Below are 23,917 nucleotides of genomic sequence, written 5' to 3'. Positions count from 1 at the left end.
GAAAGACCATGCGCAGCACCAATCGGTACGACGTCACCACCTGGTCCGACGGCGACCCCTTCGACGACGTCGGGGCGGTGATCAACAGCATCATCGCCGACGTGAAGCGACGTCAGGCGGTGGCGGATGTCGCGGACGGCGGCAAGCCCGGAGCCGTCATCACGATCCCGCCGGGGGACTACCGCCTGCGCACGCAGGTCGTGATCGACCTCAGCTTCCTGCGGATCGAGGGGGCCGGGCACGGCTTCACGTCCTCGAGCATCCGGTTCAACGTCCCGGAGGACGAGTGGCCGGACCTGCACGAACTGTGGCCGGGCGGGAGCCGCATCCTGGTGGACCTGACGCCCCGCGGCGGCGCCGACGCGGGCGATGAAGCGGATGGCGCGGCGTTCCTCGTCGCCCGCACCGGGAGCCCGCGCATCAGCTCGGTCGAGTTCTCCGGTTTCTGCATCGACGGCCTGCACTTCACCGGCGACGGGCCCGGCTGCAACCCCGAGAACTCGTATGCCAACGGCAAGACCGGCATCCACGTCGCGGACGCGAACGACTCGTTCCGCGTCACCGGGATGGGCTTCGTCTACCTGGAGAACGCGGTCACGATCTACAACGCCGACGCGCTCTCCATCCACGACAACTTCATCGCCGAGTGCGGCAGCTGCATCGAGCTGCGCGGCTGGGGACAGGCGTCGAAGATCACCGACAATCTCATCGGCGCCGGCCCCGCCGGCCGGTCGATCTACGCCGAGCACCACGGCGGGCTGCTGATCGCCGCGAACAACGTGTTCCCGCGCGGCTCGAGCAGCATCCACCTGCACGGCGTCACGCGGTCGAGCGTGACCGGCAACCGGCTCCACTCGTTCTACCCGGGGATGGTGATCCTCGCCGCGAACAGCTCCGAGAACCTCGTGGGGTCGAACCACTTCCTGCGCGATCATGAACCGTGGACCCCGTTCCTCGGCGTCGACAACGGCCTCGACGACGACTACGGGCTGCTCGCCGTCAGCGGCAGCGACAACTCGGTGATCGGCAACCACTTCTCCGAGATCGTCGAGTCGGCGCGCCTCCGTCCGGAGGGCGTCCCGCCCGTGATCATCAGGGTGGCCGACGGCACCGGCAACTTCGTCGCGACCAACCACATCGTGGCGAAGGATGTCAGCGCGAACTCGAGCGACTCCTGCTTCGAGGGCCAGGTCGACGCACTCCTGACCACCGACACCGTGCGCGAACTCGAGGTGACGACCGTCGCGGTCGACGCGGCATCCGCTCGCAACACCATCCTCGACTCGGGGTCCGACGAGCAGGTCCGGGCCGACCGTGCGGCGAATGCCGTCAGGCCGCTGCCGACGCTTCCGGCGCCGTCGCCCGGGGCGACCGACCGAGACGTGGTACGAACGTGAGGGGCCGACGATGACGGGGAGCCGGGTGTCCGAGAAGACGATCGGGATCAAGGCGGTGGCCGCGCACGCCGGGGTGTCGCAGACCACGGTGTCGCACGTGCTCAACGAGACGCCGCACACGCGGGTCAGCGAGGAGACCGCGGCGCGAGTCCGGGCGGCCGCCGAGGAGCTCGGGTACCGGCCGAACCGACTCGCTCGCGGCCTCCGCACTCAGGCCTCCGACATGATCGGACTGCTGACCGAGGAGATCGCGACGACGCCGCACGCCGGCCGCATCATCCTCGGCGCCCAGGAGGAGGCGAGCCGCCGCAACCTCACGCTCGCGATCATCAACTCCGAACTGAACCCCGACCCCGAGGTGGACGCCTCGCAGGTCCAGGCGTTCCTCGACCGCCAGGCCGACGGGATCATCTACGCGACCGTGTTCCACGACGTCATCGACGCCCCGGAGAACCTCCGGATGCGACCGGCCGCACTCATCGGCGCGCGGGATTCGGCCGGGACGATCCCCGCGGTCCTGCCCGACGAGCGCGGGGGCGCGGCATCCGTCGTCGACATGCTCGTGGCACGGGGACACCGGCGGATCGCATTCGCCGAGAGCGCCGACGACGTGCCGGCGACACGCGGTCGCCTGCAGGGCTACCTCGACGGGATGGCGCGTGCCGGGCTCTCGACCGAAGGCCTCATCGCCTCGGGGGGATCGGATGCGCGCGGCGGCTACGACGCGACCCTCGAGCTCCTCGACCGCGAACCGACGGCGCTGTTCTGCTACAACGACCGCATGGCGATGGGCGCCTATCGGGCGGCCGCCGACCGCGGCCTGCGGATTCCGGACGATCTCTCGGTCGTCGGATTCGACGACCAGGCGCCGCTGCCCGAGAGCCTGTTCCCGGCCCTGACCACGGTCGCCCTGCCGCACTACGAGATGGGCGCGTGGGCGGTCGCCGCGCTCGCCGAGTCGATCCGTGGCGCGCACGACGCGGCATCCGCTGCGGTGCCACCCACGGTGCTGGACTGCCCGCTCGTCGAGCGGGACTCGGTCGCGCCGCCGCGACGTCGAGCCGTCGCCTGAGACCCGAGGGGGTTCGGGCGGTCCCGCAGACTCCTCGCCCGAACCCCCTCGTTCCTTCGTTCCGAACCGCCGCACCCCACTGAGGACCTCCGATGAGACCTTCGCTGCACTTCACCGCCCGGACCGGGTGGATCAACGATCCGCACGGCATCACGTACCGCGACGGCGAGTACCACGCGTTCTTCCAGTACGTGCCCGACCGCACGTCGTGGGCGCCGAACTGCCATTGGGGTCACGCCACCGGCCCCGACCTGCTGTCGCTGACCGAGACGTCCGTCGCGATCGCGCCCGGCGACGGCGATGACGGCATCTGGACCGGATGCCTCGTGGTCGACGGCGACGAGACGGTGATCTTCTACACCGCGACGTCGGTTCCCGACTTCGGGATCGGCCGCATCCGAGCGGCGCGCCCGGTCGACGCCGACTGGCTCGAGTGGCGGAAGGGCGACGTCGTGGTCGAGGCGCCGAGCGAGCTGGATCTCGTCGCGTTCCGCGATCCCTTCGTGTGCCGCGAGGGAGACGGCTGGCGCATGTTCGTCGGCGCCGCGCACCGCGACGGCACCGCGATGGCGCTGTCATGGACGTCGCCGGACCTGCGCGCATGGACGTACGACGGCGCGGTGCTCTCGCGCTCGACGGCCGAGCGCGAGCCTGTCTGGATGGGTGCGCTCTGGGAATGCCCGCAGTTCCTCAAGGTCGACGGGGTCGACGTGATGGTCTCGTCGGTGTGGGACGCCGACGTGCTCCACTACGCCGGGTACGCGACCGGGGCGTACCGAGGCGGGCGCTTCGACGCCGCGGGGTGGGGGCGCCTGACCTACGGCGAGGGCTACTACGCGCCATCCCTCTTCTTCGATGCGGAGGGGCGGCCGTGCCTGTCGTTCTGGATCCGCGGCGTCGCGGACGAGCAGGCGGGTTGGGCCGGAGCGCACAGCGTGCCGTTCCTCCTCTCCGTCGCGGACGGCGCGCTCGTGGCCGCGCCGCATCCGGATGTCGCCGCCCACCGCGGTGACCGTGCCGCCGACGGTCGCGTCGCGGGTCTCGCCGCGGACATCGAGTGGGATGCGCGGGGCGGCGAGCTCGAGGTGACGAGCGGCGGCGACCGCGTGCTCCGCGTCGTCGGGAACGGCGACACCGCCGCCGTCACGATCGGGGACGAGGAGTGGACCGTGCCCGCGTCGGGCACGCTGCGAGTCATCCTCGACGGGCCCGTGCTCGAGCTCGCCACTGCGGCGGGCCTGTTCGCCGCGACCCTCCACCCGGCCGGAGACGACCTGCACGTCAGCGCATCGGCCGGAACGCTCGAGGTCTTCCCCCTGATGACACGTTCGTCGTCGGGGGGACCGGTCGTCGGGAACCGCACCGAGTAGCGTGGGCCACTCGGGCGGATCGTGAGCGCGGCGCCCGGGAAGGAGCGGGATCCGGTGGACTCTCGGCACCGCACGGGCTCCGGCGGCGACGGGCGCGGGTCCGACCGCGCCGACCGCGCCGATCGCGTGGTGCGACCGGGTATCCGTGCCGTCGCCCGCGCGGCGGGCGTCTCGCCGACGACGGTCTCGCACACCTTCTCGGGGTCGCGGGGCGTACGGGCAGAGACGAGGGACCGGGTGCTGCGCGCCGCCGCGACGCTCGGGTACACCCCGAACCGCATCGCACAGGGGCTCCGTCGCCGACGCACCGGCGTGATCGGCCTCGCGAGCGACCGCATCGCGACGACCCCGTTCGCGGGCCGGATCGTGCAGGGTGCGCAGGAGGTCGCACGCGAGCACGACCTGCTCCTGATGCTCGTGGACTCCGAGGGCGACCGCGAACTGGAGTCGCGGCAGATCCGGGCGCTCGCGGCGCAGCAGGTCGACGGCGTGCTGATGGCGCGGATGTCGCATCAGGTCGTCGGCCGACCTGGCGGACTCGGCGAGCTGCGGGTCGTGCTCGTCGACGGCGCGCCCGAGGCGGGATGGGCGGTCGACGCCGTCGTCCCCGACGAGGAGGGGATCGCCGCGACCGCGGTGGAGCGGTTCGTCGCGGCCGGCCACCGGCGGATCGCGTTCGTCAACGCCGACGAGGACGCGCCGGCCGTCAGCGGTCGGGCCGACGGGTTCGCGTCGGCGCTCGAGCGGGCCGGGCTGGATGCGCCGCGGTCGATGATCGTGTCGGCGCAGTCGGACGCGGTCGGCGGCCGGCGGGCCGGGCGGAGCCTGCTCGATCGCGAGCCGGTGGCTCGGCCGACCGCGGTCTTCTGCTTCAACGACCAGATGGCGATGGGCGTCTACCAGGCGGCCGACGCGCTCGGGCTCGCGGTACCGACCGACGTGTCCGTCATCGGCGTCGACGACCTCGAGCTGGTGTCGGCCGCGCTCGAACCGGGGCTGACCACGATCGCGCTGCCGCACCGCGAGATGGGGCGCGCGGGGATGAAGACCCTGCTCGCGATGATCGAGGGCGCGGCGCCGCGCGAGCCGGTGACGACCCGCCTCAGGTGCGAGCTCGTCGAGCGCGGGTCGGTGGCGTCACCGCCGGTCTGAGCCGGCCCGCTCGACGGGTGCGACCGCGAGCGGCACGAGTTCGAGATCATCGAGCCGGGTCGCGCCCTCGACCGACTCGACCGAGAGCCCGTTCGCGCCCGGCGCGCCGAAGACGAGACTCGACAGCACGGCCTGGCCGTCGCCAGCGAAGACCTCCACCGAGGAGGCGTCGACGATCACGTCGAGCGTCACTGAACCATCTGCGGCGGGCGTCACGGGTGCGGTGCGGACGGCCCGGTACGCCTCGGGCATGCGCGCTGCCGCGGCATCCGAATCCCTGGCGACGAACACCGTCGACGACGCAAAGTCGACGCCGACGGTCGCGTACGCCCCGTCGCCCTCCCTGATGCGGAACCGCACCTCGCGGGCCGGGTCCGAGGGGTCGGGCGCCGCGGCGACGCGCAGCCGATACGCGTCGGAGGTCGGCTGCGGGAGGGCCGCCGGAGCGTCGGCAGGGATCGTCCGCTCGGCCCCGACCCCGGCGCGGGTCGGACCGTGGAGTTCGGTGAGCGCCTCGGTCGGGGTGGAGCGCAGCTCGAGGCGCCCGCCTGCGTCGACGAGGCGAAGGTCGCGCACCACCGAGTCCGCTCCGCCGTGCCAGTCGTCGGTCGGGAGGTCGCCCGCATACGCCCAGTTGTTCAGCCAGCCGATCGCCGAGCGCGACGCGAGTCGTTCGTCCTCGGGCAGCCTGGGGTCGTCCCACGTGACGGTCGCGTAGAAGTCCGATCCGCGGTCGAGCCACCGGGGTGCCGGATCATCGGCGACGAACCGCGTCCCGTCCCAGTCGCCGGTCCAGTACGCGGTTCCGGTCGTCATGCCGTACCGCTCGCCGTTCACCCCGGCGAGGAGCACCCACCGCGTGCGCGACGGGTCCCCGTCGACCGACATGCGGAAGAGGTCCGGGCACTCGAGGATCCCGAGGTCGTCGCGCTCGAAGCCGGAGAGGTACTCCCAGTCGACGAGGTTCGGCGACGCGTAGAAGCCGATCTTGTGTCCCTCGGCGAGGGTCATGAGCCATCTGCCGGCGTCCTCGTCCCACACGACCTTCGGGTCGCGCCAGTGCTCGGCCCCCGGGTTCTCCATCACGGGGTTCGCGTCGTGCGAGGCGAAGGTGTAGCCGCCGTCGGTCGAGACGAACAGCGACTGGCGCTGGACGCCGTCGTGCTGCTGCGTGACCATCGCGATGACCGCGTCCTCGCCGAAGCCGGCGGTGTTCGCCGAGTCGACGACGGCGCTGCCGGTGAGGATGTCGCCCAGGCCGTTGCGGTACTTCTCGATGGCCACCCCCTCCTCCCGCCAGTGCACGAGGTCCGTCGAGGTGACGTGGTACCACTCGGTGCCGTTCCCGTCCGGGTAGTCGGCGTTGTAGAGGTAGTAGTAGTGCCACCGGCCGTCGAGCCAGAACGGCCGCTGCGGGTCGTTCATCCAGTGCTCGGCCGGGGTGAGGTGCGCCGCGGGGCGATACGGCGACCAGTCGGCGGGTCGCGTGAAGGCCGGGTCGGTGCCGTCGCCGGCAGGGTCGGATGGCGCGTCGGCCGCGGGCCGCTCGTCCGAGCCACCGGTCCCGGCGAGCGCGGCGATCGTGATCAGGGCTCCGGCGACGAGGGCGACGCCGGCGATCGTCGAGATCGCCGCGATGGTCGCTCGACCGGGGCGACGCGCGGTCGTGCGCGAGGCGAGGTCGGGTCGGGTCGTTCGAGTCATGATCCTCCGTGGTGTCGGCGCCGCCGGCCGCGGATCCGCCTCTGCGAGGCGGGCCGTGGAACCTGGCGGTGCGCCGTCGCGAGTCGTGTTCGGGGAGGAGCGCAGCACGCCACTCGAGGAATCGTCGGCAACGGTAGCGTGCTGCAAAACGATTTGCAAATGTCAGCGCGCCATCCGATCTCGTGGAAGCGCGACCATCGGTGCGTTGCTGCTGATCTGGGGATTTGCATGCGCATGCACGGCGCATCGGCCTGCGGACTGCGGGGTTGACATCGTTGTCAGTATCCGCATAGGTTCCTGTGCCGGGGGAGCACAGACGCCACGTTCTCGAGGATTCGCTCGATCCTGACCGCCAGGGGCCCACGGGTACCCGCACCGGAAGCGACGAACGTGAAGACCACACGCACGACACCACTCGGCCTCCGCGCCGCGCCGCGAGGCGGAGACATCCGCACGCCTCACGTCGGCGACATCCGCACGCCCGGCGACCGCATCGACGCGCCGACGCCGGACCACGACCACCGGAGGATCGGCTGACGCCGACCGTTCGGACCGGGCCGGGTGCCGTCGCGGCGCCCACCCGACCCCGGCGGACGACCGTCCGCCGTGACCCCGACCGCGCACCCATGGGACCCCGGGCCGATGCCCGCGGAGGGTCGCGTTCGACCGTTCACCCTACGAAAGGCACGAACATGGCAACATCCACGCGGCGCATCGCGCGCCCCCTCATCGGAGGCCTCACCGCGGCCGGCGTGCTCGCCGGCGCGCTCGTCGCCGGCGCGCCCGCCGCCGTCGCCGAGACCGAGCTCCAGCCCGGCCCCGAGCCGACGATCCACACCCAGGAGGCGTACGACCCCGAGGCCGACTTCACCGCGAAGTGGACCCGGGCCGACGCCCGTCAGATCAAGCGGCTCTCCGACCCCGACGCGGGTTCGCGCGAGAACTCGATGCCGGCGGCGCTCACGATGCCGACCGTGCCGCAGGACTTCCCGGACATGTCGAACGGCGAGGTCTGGGTGTGGGACACCTGGCCGCTGACCGACGAGGACGGCAACCAGTACAGCGTCAACGGCTGGGAGGTCATCTTCTCGCTCGTGGCCGACCGCAGCCTCGGCTTCGACGAGCGCCACCACTACGCCAAGATCGGCTACTTCTACCGTCCGGCGGATGTTCCCGTCGAGGAGCGCCCGGAGAACGGCGGATGGACGTACGGCGGCCTCGTCTTCGACGAGGGCGTGACCGGCGAGATCTTCGAGGACCAGTCGTTCACGCACCAGACCCAGTGGTCGGGTTCGGCCCGCATCTTCAAGGGCGGCGAGATCAAGCTGTTCTTCACGGACGTCGCGTTCTACCGCAACCCCGACGGCAGCAACATCAAGCCGTACGACCCGCGGATCGCGCTGAGCGTCGGCAAGCTGCACTCGAACAAGCAGGGCGTCAGCTTCACCGGCTTCGACAAGGTCCACGACCTCCTGCAGGCCGACGGCACGTACTACCAGACCGGTGAGCAGAACGAGTTCTTCAACTTCCGCGACCCGTTCACCTTCGAGGACCCGGACCACCCCGGCGAGACCTACATGGTCTTCGAGGGCAACACGGCCATGCCGCGCGAAGAGGCCTACTGCACGGAGGAGGACCTCGGCTACCAGGAGGGCGACCCCTACGCCGAGACGGTCGAGGAGGTCAACGCCTCGGGCGCGACCTACCAGATCGCGAACGTCGGCCTCGCGAAGGCGAAGAACACGGAACTCACCGAGTGGGAGTTCCTGCCGCCCGTGCTCTCGGCGAACTGCGTCACCGACCAGACCGAGCGCCCGCAGTACGTGTTCAAGGACGGCAAGGCATACCTCTTCACGATCAGCCACCGCGGCACCTACGCGGCCGGCATCGACGGCCCCGAGGGCGTCTACGCGTTCGTCGGCGACGGCATCCGCAGCGACTTCCAGCCGCTGAACAACGGCTCGGGTCTCGCGCTCGGCAACCCGACGAACCTCAACTTCGCCGGCGGCCAGCCGTTCGCCCCCGACTACAACCAGCACCCGGGCCACTTCCAGGCGTACTCGCACTACGTGATGCCCGGCGGCCTGGTGCAGTCGTTCATCGACACGATCGGCACGCACGATGACTTCGTGCGCGGCGGCACGCTCGCCCCGACCGTGAAGATCGACCTCGACGGCGCCTCGTCGGCCGTGGACTACTCCTACGGCGACGGCGGGCTCGGCGGCTGGGCCGACATTCCGGCGAACATCGCCGTGAACCCCGGCGGCAAGGTGCAGTAGCGCCGAACCACGCGGGCGGGATGCGGTGCTCAGCACCACCGCATCCCGCCCGCTCCGGCTCAGCCGGCGACCGTCACGACGTGCTCGCCCCCGTCGGTGACGCCGGCCGAGTTCTCCAACTCGATCGCGTAGCGGTGCTCGCCGGGCGAGGCGCCCTCGACGAGGAACGAGAACGTCCGCTGCGACTCGGCGGTGCGGTACTCGCGGTCGATCACGCGCCCGTCCTCGAGCAGTCTCACCACGGTGGTCGGCTCGCCGAACCCGACCTTCACCTTGATCTCGAAGTCGCCGTCGGCGTCCGGGCCCTTGCGCGGGCCGGTGAGCGCCGTGACCTGGGCCGCGGGCGGAGCGGCGGTCGCGCCATCCGCCCCGGCCTCGCGGTACATCGCCCCGTGCATGGGCGTGACGGTCAGGGACTCGAGCCACGCGTCGCCGCCCTCGGCCCAGAGCCCGATGGCGTCGGCGCCCGCGTTCGGGAACACCTGGTCGGTGATCGTCGTGCGGCCGCCGTCGGCGAACACCTCGACCGAGGCGCGGTCGACGTACACCGTCAGCGCGAGCTTGCCGTCCGCGAGCGCGACGGGGGCGTCGTCGAACGACGCGAACGCCGGGTGGAAGCCCGTGTTCCCCGAGTCGCGGCGGTCGACGAAGAGGCGGGCGGATGCCGCGTCCCAGCCGATCCGGGTCGCGGACTCGTCGTCGCCCAGCACGTTGAGGCCCACCAAGTCGGCGTCGCCCGGTGCGACGACCGCGTCGATGCGCACGACGTCGCCGGCCACCGGCAGCGTCTCGTCGCCGTCGGCGATCGCCCGCGCGCCGTCCGTGTACGCGACGTCGGGCCGCTCGAGCTCGGCGAACTCGGGCACGACGCGCTGCGCGAGCCGCGGGCCGCGCTCGGTGCTCACGAGCTCGACGTCGCGGGGGAGTGCCATGGCGCTCCGCCACGACCCGGTCGGGATGTCGTTCGCGTAGTCCCAGTTGTTCATCCAGCCGAGCATGACCCGGCGGTCGTCGGGTGCGTTCGAGAACGACACGGTCGCGTAGTAGTCGCGGCCCCAGTCGAGCCAGTCGTAGCCCTCGATGCGCGGCGCGGCCGCGGCATCCGAGAACATGACCTGGTCGACGAGCACGTGGCCCCAGCCGAACCGGTTGTTGTCGATGACCCGCACGGATGCCTCGTGGCCGGCGAACTCGGCGACATCCCAGCTCACCCAGTCGAGGTTCTCGCTGTTCCGGCCCGTGGCCGTGCGCACGATCTCGCCGTCGACGACGAGGTTGACGGAGGTCTCGTCCGACCGCGGGGTCGCAGGCGTGGCGCCGAGCACCAGGTGGTCGACCGTGAGGTGACCCCAGCCGCCCGTCGCGTCGTCGTGGACCTGGAACCGCGCCTCGCTTCCGGCGAACTCCGAGACGTCCCACGACTGCCAGTTGAGCTGGCCGGCCTCGGGGCCGGTCGCGGTGCGCACGACCTCGCCGTCGACGATGAGGCGCACCTCGAGCGTGCCGTTGAGGCGCTTGCCGCCGCCGACGAGGAAGGAGAGGTGGTCGTCGCCCGGCTCGATCGCGAACGCCGGCGAGGTGAGGTCGCCGAGGTTGTCGTCGCCCTTCGGGCCGGCCTCGAAGGTGTTCAGGCGCTTCTGGCCGAGGTAGTAGTCGCCGCCCGCGATCGAGGGATTCCGCCACGGCTCGGTCGCGAAGTCGCCCGTGATCTCCCAGCCGGTGTCGGCGAGGGTCGTGCCGTCGGCGAACTCGAACCCGTCGAACAGCAGGCGACCGGCGGGCGGCTCGTTGCCGAGCTGGGTGCCGTCGACGTGCGGGTGGTTGCCGCCGCCGACGAGCAGGTTGACGTGGTCCTGCTCGATCGTGAAGGTCGGCGACTCGAGCGTGCCGACCGGCCAGTCGCCGTCGTTGAAGCCGTTGACGAGGCCCGCGCCGACGAAGCCCGAGACCGGGTTCTGGCCGGGCAGCGTGCCGGTCGCGGGGGCGAGGCCCCAGGGGCCGTCCTTCCAGTTGCCGGGCTCGTTGCCGACCGTCCAGTCGCCCCAGGTGCCGTCGTCGAACGACGCGAACACGTCGCCCGGCGGGAGCGCGTCATCCGTGACCGTGCTCTCGGAGGTGAACGTCGTGCCGTCGAACTCGCCGACGAAGTACTGGCCGCCTGAGCCGCCCGCGACGCTTCCCGGGTTGAGGTTCACGACGAGCACCCACTTGACGTTTTCCGGGTCGCCGTCGACCGCCATGGGGAACAGGTCGGGGCACTCCCAGATGCCGCCCGTCGCGTTGGCCGGCCCGAAGTCGCTGAGGTGGGTCCAGTGCTTCAGGTCGTCGCTGCGGTACATGACGACCCTGTACTCGAGCGCCTCGACCGCGACCATGACCCAGTACGACTCGCCCGACTCGGGTTCGGTGTATCGGATCACCTTCGGGTCGCGGAAGTTCGCCGAGTCGCGGTCGAGCACGGGGTTGCCCTCGTACTTGGTCCAGGTCTGCCCGTCGTCGGTGCTGTAGGCGAGCGACTGCGCCTGGATGCCCGCATGCGTCGGGTGGGCGGGCGTGTAGGCGCTCGTGTAGATCGCGACCATCGCCGGGTCCTCGGCGGTGCCGAAGCCGCTCGTGTTCCCCTCGTCGACGACGACGGAGCCCGAGAAGATGTCCTCGATCGCGGCGCCGTTCTCGTCGAAGGTCTGCGGGATCGCGATCGGCTGCTCCTCCCAGTGCACGAGGTCGCTGCTCGTCGCGTGGCCCCAGCTCATGTTGCCCCACCGGGTGCCGTACGGGTTGTGCTGGAAGAACAGGTGCCACGTGCCGTCGTCGTAGACGAGGCCATTGGGGTCGTTCATCCAGTTCTCCTCGGGGGAGAAGTGCAGGTACGGCCGGTACTGCTCGTCGGCCGGATCCGTCGTCTCGGCCGCCACGGCGGAGACGCTCCCGACCGTCGCCATCGCCACGACGGCCGCCACGGCCGCCCAGCTTCTCCATCTTGATACCGTCGTCATCGACTGGTTCGCCCTTCATTGCGCGGTCCTGCCATCGGCAGTGACATCGTTGTCAGAAACTGCGGGGGATGCTACGCAGTGTCCGGCGGACAATTCAAGCCCGGTGTTCGGGCCGGCGCGGCGGATGGCTCGACGGACGGCGCGGCGATGGTCGGACGGACGGCGCGGCGGCGGCGCGCGACGGGACGTTCGATGGCGCGCTGGAGTGATCGCGCTCCCGCGCGCGGGCTCGCACGCGCGCCGGGCGAGCGCGGCGGCGCGCGGCGTGCGTCCGGTCGTGGACGTCGATCCGGCGAGCCGCGGTCCCCGCTAGCCGACGACCGGTGCGGACTCGTCGGCGGTGCGCAGCAGGGCGCCCTCGTGCCGCACGGTCGCGGCCGCGATCGTCATCGCCTCGCCGAGCGCCGCCCCCCACGCGGTGGCCGTCTCGGGCAGCCCGTCCTGTGCGATCCGGTGGACGATCGCGGCGAGCGTGGCGTCGCCGGCTCCCATGGTGTCGATCACCGGGCCGGGCAGGCTCACGATGTCGGCGTGCACGTCGAGAGCGCCGTGATGCACCGCTGCGCCGTCGCGCCCGGCGGTCGCGAGCACCGCGGGGCCGACGCGGCCGTCGTCGCCCGCGCCATCCGTCGCCCCGCCGGTCGCCCGCAGCCGATCGACGAAATCGGCCAGGGACTCGCCGGCGAGGAGCGCCGCATCTTCGTCACCGGCCTTCACGAGCAGCGAGCGGGCGGCCACGCGCTCGAAGTTGGCGAGGAATCGCTCGCGGTCGTGCAGCATGCCCGAACGCGGATTGCCGTCGACGACGAGCCGATGCTCCGGATCGTCGATCGCGTCGAGGAGTGCCTGGACCTGCTCGTCGTCGTCGAACGGGAAGCAGCTCACCACCACCAGGTCGGCGTCGGCGAGTGCGACTCGGGTCGGCTCGTCGAAGGAGAGCTGCCGATGCTGCGCGGCCTCGTTGAACTCGTATCGCGGTTCGCCGCCGTCGGACCGATCGGAGACCGCCCGCGAGGTGCCGAGCGCCGACGGGCTTGCGACGAGGGCGACTCCGAAGCCGTCGAGGAAGGCGCGGATGCGTGCGGCGGGCTCGTCGTCGCCGAGCATGGCGACCAGCGTGGTCCGTTCGCCGAGCAGCGACAGCCCGACCGCGACGTTGAGGGCCGCGCCGCCCACGAACTCGCGCGATCCGGTCGGGTCGCGGAGTTCGTCGATGAGGGCGTCGCCGATGACGACGACGTGGGTGCGGTCGGGTGCGGAGGGGGACATCTCAGCCTTCCTGGCGGGGCGGGATCTCTCCCGAGCCGCGTTCGATGAGGTGGGTGGGGACGATCGTGCGGCGGGCGGGGGAGTCATCGCCGTCGAGCCGTGCGAAGACCCGATCGGCCGCGATGCGGCCGATCTCCTGGGGCGACTGTGCGACGACCGTCACGCCGGGCTCGAGCAGGTCGCCCAGCGGCACGTCGTCGAATCCGACGAGCGCGACGTCGTGATGGCGGCCGAGCTCGCGCAGCGCGCGGATCGCGCCGATGGTCACGAGGTTCTGGCTCGAGAAGATCGCCGTGGGCGGGTGGTCGGAGGAGAAGAGCGCGAGCGTCGCCCGTCGCGCGGACTCCTCGTCGTGCAGGCCGTCGGCCAGCGGGATGTCGCGGGTCGCGATACCCGATCCGCCGAGCTCTTCGAGGAACCCCCGGCGGCGTTCCTGCGCGGTCTGGATGCCCGCGCGGTCGCCGAGGAAGGCGAGCCGCCGGTGACCGTGCCGGAGCAGGTGACGGGTCGCGATCGCCGCGCCCTCGCGATTGTCGCTGACCACGGTGTCGGAGCTCACCCCCGCCGGCTCCCGGTCGACGAAGACGACGGGCGTGCCGCGGCGCAGTTCGGGCGCGAGATAGTGCTGGCTCTCGGAGATGGTGGTGAGGATCAGCCCGTCGACGCGCCGGCGCAGGAACGCCGACACCGCCTCCTGCTCGCGGTCGGGGTCGTCGTCGAGGCTGGAGGCGAAGACGGCGACGCCGCGCTCGAGCGCGGCGTCTTCGATCGCGCGGTGCATGGCGCCGGCGAACGGGTTGTCGACGCTGCTGACGAGCAGCCCGAGGGTGCGGGTACGGCCGTCGGCACGACGCAGATTGCCGGCGGACAGGTCGGGCTCGTAGTCGAGGCTGCGGGCGGCCGCGAGCACCTTGGCCGCCGTCGCCGGCGCGACGTTCGGCTCGCCGTTGATGACCCGCGAAACGGTCTTGATGCCGACGCCGGCGAGCGCGGCGACGTGCCGCATGGTGGGTCGGGCGCGGGCGGGGTCGGGCGCCGGACCACCGGTTGACAACGGTGTCACGATTCGATCTCCAATGAGCGGGTTGATCTTGACTATACACATCGACTTCCGCTAGACCTGCTCTGACATCGTTGTCAAACGGGCGACGATGGCCCCCACACCAGGAGGAGATTCACCGATGAATCACGCACGCCCCGGCGCGTTCCGCCGCCGACTGCTCGTCGCCGGCTCGATCACCGCGACCGCCGCCCTCGCGTTCACCGGATGCGCCTCGTCGGGCGACGCCGGCGGCGCGAGCGACGAGGAGACGATCAGCGTCTCGCTCATCACCAAGACCGACACGAACCCCTTCTTCGTCGCCATGCAGCAGGGCGCCGAGGAGATCGCCGACGAACTCGGCGTCGAGCTGACCCTCGCCGCCGGCTCCGAGGACGGCGATGAGGACTCGCAGATCCAGGCCATCGAGAACGCGATCTCGCGCGGCGACGCCGGCATCCTGATCACGCCGAACGGCCCGGCTGTCGAAGACGCCCTCGTCAAGGCCCGCGACGCCGGCCTCTACGTGATCGCGCTCGACACGCCGCCCGGCGACCCCGAGTCCGTCGACATCACCTTCGCGACCGACAACTACCTCGCCGGCCAGGAGATCGGGAAGTGGGCCGCGGCGAAGCTCGACGGCGAGAAGGCCACCATCGCGATGATCGACCTGTTCGACGACAAGGTCGTCTCGGTCGACGTGGCGCGCGACCAGGGCTTCCTCGACGGCATGGGCATCGACCTCGCCGACGAGACCGCGAACGGCGACGAGGCGTCGACGGGCACCTACTCCGGCGGCGACTACGAGATCGTTGGCAACGAGGCATCTCAGGGCGCCGAGGACGGCGGCCGCACCGCGGCTGAGACCCTGCTCTCGAAGAACCCCGACATCAACGTCGTGTACACGATCAACGAGCCCGCGGCGTACGGCGCCTACGAGGCGTTCAAGGCGGCGGGCAGCACCGACGACCTGATCGTCGTGTCGGTCGACGGCGGATGCGCCGGCGTCGACGCCGTCACCGAGGGCATCATCGGCGCGACCAGCCAGCAGTACCCGCTGAAGATGGCCGAGCTCGGCGTGCAGGCGATCTACGACCTCGTCACCACCGGCGAGACCCCCGAGGTCAGCGAGGGCCTCGACTTCTACAACACCGGCGTCGCGCTCGTCACCGATGACCCGCAGGACGGCGTCGAGTCGATCGACACCGCCGAGGCGAGCGAGATCTGCTGGGGCTGACCCGGTGACCGCGTGAGCGGTGCGGGCCGGCACGGATGACGCGCCCCCTCGTCGGCCGGACGCCGGCCCGCACCGCCCACCCCTCGTTCCGCCTCTTCAGATCCATCCGAACGGAGCCCACGTGACTCAGCACACGACCGAGCCGCCCACATCGGCGCTCGACCTGGCCGAGGAGTTCCTCGACCGCACCACCCCGCTCAGCCGCATCCGCAACACGCTGCACCGGTACCCCGCGATCAGCCCGGCCATCGTCCTGGTCGTCGCCGTCATCGTGTTCGGACTGCTGAACGAGCGATTCCTCAACCCCACCAACCTCTCGCTCATCACCCAGCAGGTCGCCGTGGTCGGCACGCTCGCCGTCGCGCAGACGCTGATCATCCTGACCGCCGGCATCGACCTCTCGGTCGGTGCGGTCATGGTCCTCAGCTCGATGGTGATCGCGCAGACCACCGTGCAGATGGGCCTGCCCGCAGTGCTCGGACTGTTCCTCGGCCTCGTCGTCGGCATGGCCGCCGGTGCGCTCAACGGCGCCCTCGTGACGCGGCTCAAGCTGCCGCCGTTCATCGTCACGCTCGGCACCCTGAACATCTTCATCGCGCTCACCCTGCTCTACTCGGGCGGGGCGACCGTGCGCGGCGGCGAGATGCCGGAGCTGTTGACGTGGACCGGCGCGATCCTGCCCGTGTTCGGCGTGAACATCACGGTCGGCGTGCTCATGATGCTGCTGCTCTACGTCGTCGTGGCGTACGTGCTGCACAAGACCGCGTGGGGCCGCCACGTGTACGCCGTGGGCGACGACCGGGAGTCCGCGAGGCTCGCCGGCATCAGCGTCAACCGGGTGCTCATGGGCGTCTACCTCGCGGCCGGTGCGATCATCGCGATCGGCGCATGGATCCAGATCGGCCGCTCCAACGCCGCATCCCCGAACGCGGGCGCCGACCTCAACCTCGACTCGATCACCGCCGTCGTCATCGGCGGCACGAGCCTCTTCGGCGGTCGCGGCACGGTGTGGGGCACGCTGCTCGGTGCGCTCATCGTCGGTGTGTTCCGCAACGGGCTCGCGCTCGCCGGGCTCGACGTGCTGTGGCAGACCTTCGCCGTCGGCGTGCTGATCGTCGTCGCCGTCTCCGTCGACCAGTGGATCAGGAAGGTACGCGCATGAGCGCCCAGGACACCGTGAACGAGACCGCCGCGCAGGGCGACGCCGCCGAGGACGGCCGGCAGCCGATCCTCCGCGCGCGCCGGCTGGTCAAGACCTTCGGACGCGTCGTCGGTCTCGACGGCGTCAGCCTCGAGCTGTACCCCGGTGAGGTGCTCGCCGTGATCGGCGACAACGGCGCCGGCAAGTCCACGCTGATCAAGTGCCTGACCGGCGCGGAGATCCCCGACGAGGGGCAGATCTGGCTGGACGGTCGCGAGGTGCACTTCAAGCGCCCGCAGGATGCGCGCGCCGCGGGCATCGAGACCGTCTACCAGAACCTCGCCGTCTCGCCGGCACTGGATGTCGCGTCGAACCTGTACCTCGGACGCGAGATCCGGAGGAAGGGCATCCTCGGGTCGGTCTTCCGGTTGGTCGACCAGAAGGGCATGCGCGAGAGCGCGCGAGCGGAGCTCACCTCGCTCGGCATCTCGACGCTCCAGGACGTCACGGTCCCCGTCGAGAACCTGTCGGGCGGCCAGCGGCAGGCCGTCGCGGTCGCGCGCGCCGCGGCCTTCGGTTCGAAGGTCGTCGTGCTCGACGAGCCGACGGCGGCGCTCGGCGTCCGGGAGTCCAACCAGGTGCTCGAGCTCATCATGAGCCTCCGCGACCGGGGGATCCCCGTCATCCTCATCTCGCACAACATGCCGCACGTGTTCGAGGTGGCCGACCGGATCCACGTGCAGCGGCTCGGCAAGCGCGCCGCGACGATCACGCCGCAGTCGCACACGATGACCGACGCCGTCGCGATCATGACGGGGGCGAGCAAGGGATGACGGCGGCCGACGACGGTGGACCGGTCGATCTCGTCGCCGAGTTCACGGCACTTCCCGGACGGGAGGAGGAGGTCGAGGCGCTGCTCGCCGACCTGGCGGTCGCGGTCCGCGCCGAGCCCGGGTGCCTCGTCTTCGACTCGTACTCGGTCATCGATCCGCCCGTGGTCGCGAAGGATGCCGCGGCCCCTCGCGTCGAGGGTCGTCGCTTCGTCGTGGTGGAGTCGTACCGTGACGCGGTCGCGTTCGAATCGCATCTCGCCGAGCCCCACGGGGCGGTGTTCAACGCCGCGCTCGGGCCATTGATCGCCGAGTCGCGCGGGTCGGTGCTGCGGTTCCTCCGACCGGTGGGGTAGCGCGGCGTCAGCCGGCCGCGGGCTCTCGCGGCGGGTTGTACATGAACTCCAGTCGGATGCCGTTGTCGTCCTCGATGAACGACGCGTAGTAGCGGTCGTTGAAGCGCGGGTAGTGCTTCGGCTCGCGGACGGCGGTCCAGCCGGCCCCCATCGCGATCGCGTGCAGCCGGTCGACCTCCTCGCGCGACTCGACGGCGAACGCGAGGTGCTGCCATCCGACCCGGCCGTGGCGGTGGGGGCCGGTGCCGGGTTCGCGGGCGGGCATGAGGATGAGTTCCTCCTCGCCCCTGTGCCAGGAGGCTCCGTTGTCGCCGTCGAGCCGTGTGCACCCGAGCGCCTGCATCACCGGGTCGAACTGGGCGATGGCGCGAGGCAGGTCGTCGACGGAGATGCCGATGTGGTCGAAGAGGGACATCCGGCCATCGTAGGGGGAGCCCGCGTCGGGACGAGCCGTCACTTCCGGGCGAACGTGGCCTGCACCTCCACTCCGGCGATGTTCGCCACCAGCGCGTCGATATCCGCGTCGGTCAGTTCACCGAGCGTGCCGTAGTCTTCGTACTCGCCCGAGCGCAACGCCTGCTCGTATGGTCCGCGCACCGCGGCCAGATCGATCTCGACCGTGGTGACGCCCTTCACGGATGTCGCGGGGAGCTCGACCCACGCACCGGCATAGTGATCGAAGTCCCCCGGGGCGAGCAGTCCGATCACCCAGACGAAGAGTGAGCTCGACGTGAGCCGCTGCTTCGCGTCCTTGCGATCGAGGCGCTCGAGCGAGAGTGTCAGTTCGCCCGACGAAGGAAGACCCGACGGTTCGAAGAACGAGAAGTTCCGGACCGCGATCGACGGATCGGCGTCGTCCGGCCGAAGTCCGAGAATGCCGAGCGGCGTCTGCTCGTACTGCTGGGTGCCCGAGGGAGCGAAGACGACCGATGCGGAGTCCCCGTCGAGGGTGGCGGTGACCCGCTCTCCGGTCGTCAGCTTCTCGGGCTTGGGCGCTTTCGGGAGGTGCGCCTTCGCCCCGTTGTCGAGGACGCGCTGGATGATCTCCTCGACGCTCGCCTGGGCTCCGATCACACGGTCGAGGATCGTGCCGTCGGGTCCGACGAGCAGGCTCGTGGGAACCGCCTGGCCCACGTCGGCGTCGTCGTCCAGCAGGAAGAACTCGGCGGCACGGGCGAGATCGGTGTCGGCGTCGCCCTCCGCGTGCAGCACGGTGTTCGTCAGTTCGAGGGAATCCTTCCATGCGACGGCGTCCGATCGCGTGCTCGGTGCGCTGGCATTCACACCCTGCTGGAGCACCGTCACGATCGCGAGGTCCACCTTGTACTCGGCCGCGAGCTTCGCACTCGCATCGCGCAACAGGGGCGCGAAGTCGCGGCACGGAGGACACCATCCTGCGCAGACGTCGACGATGGTGTACGTGCCCTTCTGCACGGTGTCGCGGAGGTTGTGGCGAGCGCCGTCCTCGCCCTCGGCATCGATATCGGCGAGTTGTTCGCCCGGTCGGAAGCCCGGCGGTCGTGCGACGATCCACGCGGAGGTCGTGACGCCCCCGGCGACCTCGGCACGGAGCAGGGCGCGCCCGCCGACGTCACCGGCGGTCGCATGCACCACCATCGCGCCGTATGCGTCGGTGACCGCGGTGTACGAGTCGAGCGTGACGCTCGCGCCCTTCCACGGGTCGGGTTGGACGGAGAGGGTCACCTCCGCCCCGGCCACCGGTTGCCCCGCTTCGTCCTCGACGACGGCCCTGATCGGCTCGGCGATGTCCTCGCCGACGGGCGCCGAGTAGTACCACTCGTCGAAGAGGATCGTCTCCGGGACCCCATCGGCCGCCACCGCGGGCGTCACTCCGGCCGCCAGCGCCATGGCGGCGACCGCTGCGGCGGCCACGTGGGTTGCGAGCGTTTTCATCGTGAACCTCCCGGTCCAGGCGTCGCCGTGTCGACGACGCGCGTGTCGAACGCCGTCACGATAGGAGGTGCCGTCCGCGTCGGCATCGGGCATTTGCCCGCCTCGTCCGGGGCCCGTCGAGCAGTCGCCCATCGGGCGGGCTCAGTCCAGCCGCACCAGCCCGCTCGTCGCCGCCTTCGTGGCGGCCTCGGCACGAGTGCGGACGCCGAGCTTGCGATACACGGCGCTCGTGTGGTGCATGACCGACTTCGGGGTGATGCGCAGCTCGGTGGCGATCTCCTTGTTCCGGAGACCGCGCGTCAGCAGTTCGAGCACCTGCAGTTCGCGCGCCGTCAGCGGCGCGGTCGCCGTGGTCGGGGAGGCCGCGCCCTCGGCAGGCGTCGGCACGTCCGCGATCCGCCGCAGGCACGCCCCGAGTTCTCCCAGCGTCTGCTCACGGTCGAGCACCTGCCCGCCCGCGACGGCTGCGGCGAACTCGTCCGCGCCGAGCGTCGCGCGGAACCGATCGACTGCTCGCCGGTACCGCTCGCCGTGCTCCGGTGCGGCGAGCGCCAGGATCGCGTCGACGTGCGAGGCGATGGCGCCGTGCAGCCGCGCTCCGCGGCGGTGGTCGCCGCGGAGGTCGGCGATGAGCGCGGCGAGCATGACCGAGACCGTCAGGCCGTTCAGGAGGTCGACCCGGCGCAGGGCGGACTGACGCATGGTGAGCCATGACGCGGCCGCCGCGGCGTCGCCGCGGTCGACCGCCGAGAGGGCGAGCGCGGCGAGCACGTGCAGCTCGCGCGGCGTGTCCTCGAGGTCGCGGGCGATGTCCAACACGTCCTCGAGGCGAAGGCGGTCGCCCTGATCGGGCAGGGTGCCTGACGGGAGGGAGTGCAGTACCAGGGCTGCGAAGACCACGGTGCGCCGGTCGTCGGAGCGGATGGCCCGTGCGAGTCCCGAGGTCGCGAGCCCGGCCGCCTCGTCGTAGCGGCGGAGATTGCCGTACATCGAACTCGCGGAGACCTCGAATCGACCGGTCCACCGCGTATGCCCGAGCTCCCCGGCGAGGCGCATCCCCTCGGCGCATGCCGCGAAGGCCGCCGGCACGTCGCGGGTGGCGGAGACGGCCAGGAACTGGCTGCGCAGCGCCATGAGGAGGGGGAACGGCGCGCCCGAGTCGCGGGCGAGGGCGAGCGCCTCGGCCACCCGAGCCGCGATGAGCTCGGCCTTGTCCTGGGCATCGGGCGTCAGGCTCTCGAGCTGCGCCGACCAGATGAGCGCGTCGCGCCGCGCGTTCGGATCGCCGGCGCCCGGCGCGTCGAGGAGATGCCGCAGCAGGTGCAGCAGTCGATCGCCCGTTCCGCGCCGCTGCGCCTCCCAGCCGAGGTCGGCCGCGAGGCGGAGCGCCGTCGCGGGGTCGTGCTCGATGAGCCAGTGGAGCGCGTGCAGGCACTCCGGGAAGTCCTCGCCCATGATCGCGAGTGCGGCGTCCTCGTCGGCGTCCTCGACCGCCTCCGCCGCACGACGGGCCCGGTCCGAGAAGTGGCGGGCGTGGCGATCGCGCGCTTCGGAGGCGTGCCCGGACGCCTCGAGCCGCTCGCGTGCGAAACCCTGGACGAGTCGACTGAGCCGGTACCGGCCGAGCGTCGTCGCCGAATCCAGCTCGGCCAATCGCAGGTCGAGGAGTTCGCCGAGCGGGTTGTAGCACGATGCGACCAGGCCCTCGCAGACCGCTTCGACGGCCTCGATCGCGAACGGACCCGCGAACACCGAGAGCAGCTCCAGCAACCGCCGCGCCGCGGCGGACGACATCTCGTGGGTCGCCATGACCGCATCGCGCACCCCGCGCGCGCGATCACCCCCACCGATCGGGGCGGTGAGCACGTCGAGGGCACGGCGGGGATCCGACAGGAGCGGGTCGAGGTGGGTCAGCGGGATGAACGGCAGACGGCAGGCGGCGAGCTCGATCGCGAGCGGGTTGCCGTCGACCGACGAGCAGATCCGACGGATGCGGTCGTCGACCTCCGGTCCGTCGCCGACGTCGACCCCGACGCTCGTGGCGGCCTGCCGGAACAGCTGCGCAGCGGCATCCGCATCGAGCGGACCGACGAGCACGGGAGCGCAGCCGGGTGCACGGAGCTCCGGCACCGATTCGACGAGCACGGTGAGGGCGCCGTCCTGTGCGGCGAGTCGCACGAGCGACTCGGCCTGCGACGCGAGCGGATCGCCCCGATGGATCACCAGCAACGACCGATCACGGTTCCCGACCGGGAGCGACACCGGCATGCGGGCCGTGAAGCTCCGGACGGCCGGCATCACGTCACCGATGCCCTCGGTTCGCAGTTCGAGGTGCTGGACGTCGGCGAAGCGACCTGCGGTGCGCTCGAGCACGCGCTCCACCAGCGCCGACTTGCCGACACCCTCCGGGCCGGTGACATTGACCACGAATGGGCCGCCCGGTTGCAGCAGGCGGTCGAGTTGCGAGCGTTCCTCGTCTCGACCGACCAGCGGCAACGGCGAGGTCATCTCATCAGCCTCGGCCATGATGCCATGTCACGATGATGCCAGCGGGCGGCGGCGAATGGAATCGTCGCACGGGCCTCCGGTGCCCCCAGTTCGAGGACCGTGGGGCGCGGGTCGAGTGAGCTCGACGGATGGTGCGGGAGCCTCAGCGGTCGGACGCGGCACCCGGCCGCATGCCCGCCGACCCGAGCACGCGCTCGACCGTCAGCTCGAGCACGACGCGCTGCGGGTTGGGGCGCGGCTGCCGGTACCTCGCGGCGTACAGCCCGACGGCGAACGCGACCGACTCCTCGTCCGTCAGGATCCGGACCGGGCCCTCGAAGCTGATCCACCGCGCACCGTCGACCGTGTTCACGCTCGCCCGCCCGCTGCGTTCGGCGTTGAGGAACTTCTGCGACCCGCGACTGCCGATCACCCGGACGATGCCGTCGAGGTAGGTGATCCCGACCGGCACGGAGTGGATGCGGCCGCGCCGGTCGATGGTCGAGAGCGTCGCGAGGTGGCGCTCGGCCAGGAGGGCCCGCGCGGCATCCGTGATCACGGTTCTCGATCTCCTCGCAGCCGTCCGACGGTCGCCCTCCAGTCTGCCAGTCGGTGCATGAGCGGATGTCGCCGGCGAGGCCTCGACACGACGGAGCGACGGCTTCTACGCTCTGACCATGGACGGGACGCGGCGGCGCAGGATGTGCGCGCGGGGCGCACGCTGATGGGCTTCGTGCTCGACGGCCGCGGAGTCGTCCTGGGCGTCGCCTCACTCGTGCTGAAGGAGGGCGCGACCATCGCGAACGCGCTCGAGGTCGTGCGCGCCGCCGTCGACGCCGGCGTGCTCGCGATCGACACCGCGCGCGCCTACGCGACGGTCGATGACGATGCCGCGGGTGAGCGGATCGCGCAGGCCGCGCGCGAGCAGCGGCCCGACCTGCCCATCATCACCAAGGCCGGGCACTTCAGGCTGGGTCGTGCGGCGTGGGACTCCGACACCAGCGCCGAGCGCGTGCGCGCCGACGCGCTCCGCAGCCGAGAGGTGCTCGGCGCCCCGCCATCGCTCCTGCTGCTGCACCGGACCGATCGGGTCGACGACCTCGACGCGTCGGTCCGCGAACTCGCCGCGCTGCGCGACGAGGGCGTCGTCGAGGCGATCGGGCTGTCGAACGCGACCGTCGAACAGCTCGACCGAGCGCGAGCCATCACGACGCTCGACGCCGTGGAGAACCGATTCGCCCTCGGGATCGACGCCGCCGACGAATACCGCACCTGCGTCGATGCCGGCATCCCGTTCCTCGCCTACGCGCCGTTCGGCGGCCCCAGGGCCGACCCGCTCGCGACGCACGTGCCGCACGTCGCCGGCGTCGCCCGCGTACGAGGCGTCTCGGTGCACCGCGCCGCGCTCGCCGCGATGTGCGACGCGATGCCGGGTGCCTGGCCCGTGATCGGCTCCACTCGGGTCGAGTCGGTGCTCGACTCCATCGCTTCCGCCGAGCTCGAGGTCGACGACGAGCTGCGGCAGGCGTTCGCGGACGACCTCCGCTCGCGCGGGATCGCGCTCTAGACCCCACCATTTTGGCGAGATCCGCCAACGATCGATCGCCTGCGTCGAGATTTCCTCAGTCTTGGCGCCAAACTTCGACCGCAGCGTCGCAGCGAGGAGTACACCTG

At 71.3% G+C, this 23,917-nt stretch carries 18 protein-coding genes; 10 read left to right on the top strand and 8 right to left on the bottom strand.

Features of this window, described 5'->3' with window-relative positions; translation table 11 throughout:
* The first annotated feature begins 8 nt into the window (after window positions 1–8).
* The 4 genes from ACIQH8_RS04315 (at window position 9) to ACIQH8_RS04300 (ending at window position 4,991) form a co-directional block, all read left to right on the top strand.
* Entirely contained in the window at window positions 9–1,397 is a 1,389-nt protein-coding gene (locus ACIQH8_RS04315) for a NosD domain-containing protein (protein WP_400995205.1), read from the top strand.
* Between the two features lie 10 nt (window positions 1,398–1,407).
* Entirely contained in the window at window positions 1,408–2,469 is a 1,062-nt protein-coding gene (locus ACIQH8_RS04310; RefSeq protein WP_400995202.1) for a LacI family DNA-binding transcriptional regulator, read from the top strand.
* Between the two features lie 92 nt (window positions 2,470–2,561).
* On the top strand, window positions 2,562–3,839 hold the full coding sequence (locus ACIQH8_RS04305) for a glycoside hydrolase family 32 protein (protein ID WP_400995200.1): 1,278 nt from the start codon (window positions 2,562–2,564) through the stop codon (window positions 3,837–3,839).
* 54 nt (window positions 3,840–3,893) lie between these two features.
* Window positions 3,894–4,991 carry a LacI family DNA-binding transcriptional regulator gene (locus ACIQH8_RS04300; protein ID WP_400995198.1) on the top strand — a complete coding sequence of 366 codons (1,098 nt, stop codon included), beginning with the start codon at window positions 3,894–3,896 and terminating at the stop codon, window positions 4,989–4,991.
* On the opposite strand, the gene ACIQH8_RS04295 is transcribed toward ACIQH8_RS04300, so the two are convergent.
* Window positions 4,977–6,695 carry a glycoside hydrolase family 32 protein gene (locus ACIQH8_RS04295; RefSeq protein ID WP_400995195.1) on the bottom strand — a complete coding sequence of 573 codons (1,719 nt, stop codon included), beginning with the start codon at window positions 6,693–6,695 and terminating at the stop codon, window positions 4,977–4,979. The genes ACIQH8_RS04300 and ACIQH8_RS04295 overlap by 15 nt on opposite strands.
* Window positions 6,696–7,387: 692 nt before the next feature.
* On the opposite strand from ACIQH8_RS04295, the gene ACIQH8_RS04290 reads away from it, so the two are divergent.
* On the top strand, window positions 7,388–8,974 hold the full coding sequence (locus tag ACIQH8_RS04290) for a glycoside hydrolase family 68 protein (RefSeq protein WP_400995193.1): 1,587 nt from the start codon (window positions 7,388–7,390) through the stop codon (window positions 8,972–8,974).
* Between the two features lie 59 nt (window positions 8,975–9,033).
* Here the strand turns inward: ACIQH8_RS04290 and ACIQH8_RS04285 are convergent, their stop codons facing one another.
* The 3 genes from ACIQH8_RS04285 to ACIQH8_RS04275 form a co-directional block, all read right to left on the bottom strand.
* Window positions 9,034–11,916 carry a GH32 C-terminal domain-containing protein gene (locus ACIQH8_RS04285; protein WP_400995713.1) on the bottom strand — a complete coding sequence of 961 codons (2,883 nt, stop codon included), beginning with the start codon at window positions 11,914–11,916 and terminating at the stop codon, window positions 9,034–9,036.
* A gap of 363 nt (window positions 11,917–12,279) precedes the next feature.
* Window positions 12,280–13,239, bottom strand: a complete 960-nt coding sequence (locus tag ACIQH8_RS04280; RefSeq protein ID WP_400995191.1) for a carbohydrate kinase family protein — start codon at window positions 13,237–13,239, stop codon at window positions 12,280–12,282.
* A gap of 1 nt (window position 13,240) precedes the next feature.
* Window positions 13,241–14,245, bottom strand: coding sequence for a LacI family DNA-binding transcriptional regulator (locus ACIQH8_RS04275; protein WP_400995710.1), 1,005 nt, complete (start codon window positions 14,243–14,245; stop codon window positions 13,241–13,243).
* Between the two features lie 175 nt (window positions 14,246–14,420).
* On the opposite strand from ACIQH8_RS04275, the gene ACIQH8_RS04270 reads away from it, so the two are divergent.
* From ACIQH8_RS04270 to ACIQH8_RS04255, 4 genes are all read left to right on the top strand, one after another.
* Window positions 14,421–15,515 carry a substrate-binding domain-containing protein gene (locus ACIQH8_RS04270; RefSeq protein WP_400995189.1) on the top strand — a complete coding sequence of 365 codons (1,095 nt, stop codon included), beginning with the start codon at window positions 14,421–14,423 and terminating at the stop codon, window positions 15,513–15,515.
* Window positions 15,516–15,636: 121 nt separating this feature from the next.
* Entirely contained in the window at window positions 15,637–16,677 is a 1,041-nt protein-coding gene (locus tag ACIQH8_RS04265; protein WP_400995187.1) for an ABC transporter permease, read from the top strand.
* On the top strand, window positions 16,674–17,489 hold the full coding sequence (locus ACIQH8_RS04260) for an ATP-binding cassette domain-containing protein (RefSeq protein ID WP_400995184.1): 816 nt from the start codon (window positions 16,674–16,676) through the stop codon (window positions 17,487–17,489). Before ACIQH8_RS04265 ends, ACIQH8_RS04260 begins: the two co-directional genes overlap by 4 nt.
* Window positions 17,486–17,842, top strand: coding sequence for a putative quinol monooxygenase (locus ACIQH8_RS04255; protein WP_400995182.1), 357 nt, complete (start codon window positions 17,486–17,488; stop codon window positions 17,840–17,842). Before ACIQH8_RS04260 ends, ACIQH8_RS04255 begins: the two co-directional genes overlap by 4 nt.
* A gap of 7 nt (window positions 17,843–17,849) precedes the next feature.
* On the opposite strand, the gene ACIQH8_RS04250 is transcribed toward ACIQH8_RS04255, so the two are convergent.
* The 4 genes from ACIQH8_RS04250 to ACIQH8_RS04235 all read right to left on the bottom strand — a co-directional run bounded on the left by ACIQH8_RS04250 (window position 17,850) and on the right by ACIQH8_RS04235 (window position 22,802).
* Window positions 17,850–18,257, bottom strand: a complete 408-nt coding sequence (locus ACIQH8_RS04250; protein ID WP_400995180.1) for a VOC family protein — start codon at window positions 18,255–18,257, stop codon at window positions 17,850–17,852.
* 38 nt (window positions 18,258–18,295) lie between these two features.
* Window positions 18,296–19,756, bottom strand: coding sequence for a redoxin domain-containing protein (locus ACIQH8_RS04245; protein WP_400995177.1), 1,461 nt, complete (start codon window positions 19,754–19,756; stop codon window positions 18,296–18,298).
* A 141-nt stretch (window positions 19,757–19,897) separates the two neighbouring features.
* Window positions 19,898–22,282, bottom strand: coding sequence for a LuxR C-terminal-related transcriptional regulator (locus ACIQH8_RS04240; protein ID WP_400995175.1), 2,385 nt, complete (start codon window positions 22,280–22,282; stop codon window positions 19,898–19,900).
* Between the two features lie 124 nt (window positions 22,283–22,406).
* Window positions 22,407–22,802, bottom strand: a complete 396-nt coding sequence (locus ACIQH8_RS04235) for a pyridoxamine 5'-phosphate oxidase family protein (protein ID WP_400995172.1) — start codon at window positions 22,800–22,802, stop codon at window positions 22,407–22,409.
* A 165-nt stretch (window positions 22,803–22,967) separates the two neighbouring features.
* Here ACIQH8_RS04235 and ACIQH8_RS04230 point away from each other — a divergent pair, with 165 nt between their 5' ends.
* On the top strand, window positions 22,968–23,810 hold the full coding sequence (locus ACIQH8_RS04230) for an aldo/keto reductase (RefSeq protein ID WP_400995169.1): 843 nt from the start codon (window positions 22,968–22,970) through the stop codon (window positions 23,808–23,810).
* Window positions 23,811–23,917: the final 107 nt, after the last annotated feature.

This window comes from Agromyces sp. GXQ0307 (assembly GCF_044769845.1).
GTDB lineage: Bacteria > Actinomycetota > Actinomycetes > Actinomycetales > Microbacteriaceae > Agromyces.
This window is presented reverse-complemented; position numbering and strand designations above follow the sequence as displayed.